This is a genomic window from Streptomyces sp. BE20 (assembly GCF_036322525.1).
Taxonomy (GTDB): Bacteria; Actinomycetota; Actinomycetes; order Streptomycetales; family Streptomycetaceae; genus Kitasatospora.
The window spans coordinates 1-518 of sequence record NZ_JAQYWW010001006.1 but is presented as its reverse complement, the minus strand read 5'-3'; the positions used below and the strand labels follow the sequence as shown (position 1 = coordinate 518).

The window sequence follows — 518 nt, the reverse complement described above, 5'->3', positions numbered from 1 at the left end:
GGGGGGGGGGGGGGGGGGCGGGGGGCCCGCGGGGGCGCCCGCGGGGCGGGCCCCCCCGCCCACCCGGTGGAGGTGTCCACCCGCCCCCCCCCCGGGGGGGCCCCGCGGGCGGGGGGTGAGGTGGGGGGGGGGGGGGGGGCGGGGGGGGCGGGGGGGCGCGGGGGTGTGGGGGGTGGTTTTTGTTTTTTTTTTTTTTTTTTGGTGTTTGGTGGGGGGCGCTTTTTTTTTTTGTTTGTTTTTTTTTTGTTTTTTTTTTTTTTTTTTTTTTGTGGTTTTGTGTTTTTGTTTTTTGGTTTTTTGTTTTTTTTTTTTTTGGGTTTGTGTTTTTTTTGGGGGGTGTGTTTGGTGGTGTGTGGTTGTGGTTTGTTGGGTGTGTGTTGTTGTTTGTTTTTTTTTTTTTTTTTTTTTTTTTGTTGTTTTTTTTTTTTGTGTGGGGGGGTGGGTTTTTGGTTTTTTTTGTGGTTGTTTTTGGGGTGTTTTTTTTTTTTGGGCGCGTGGTGGGGGGGGGGGTTGCCCCC

1 protein-coding gene is annotated in these 518 nt (G+C 53.3%); it reads left to right on the top strand.

The genetic code is table 11. The features are described 5' to 3' along the window. Positions 1–163: 163 nt before the first annotated feature. Positions 164–518 (top strand): hypothetical protein (locus tag PUR61_RS45530; RefSeq protein ID WP_329881875.1); only part of this gene is annotated, 355 nt, incomplete at its 3' end.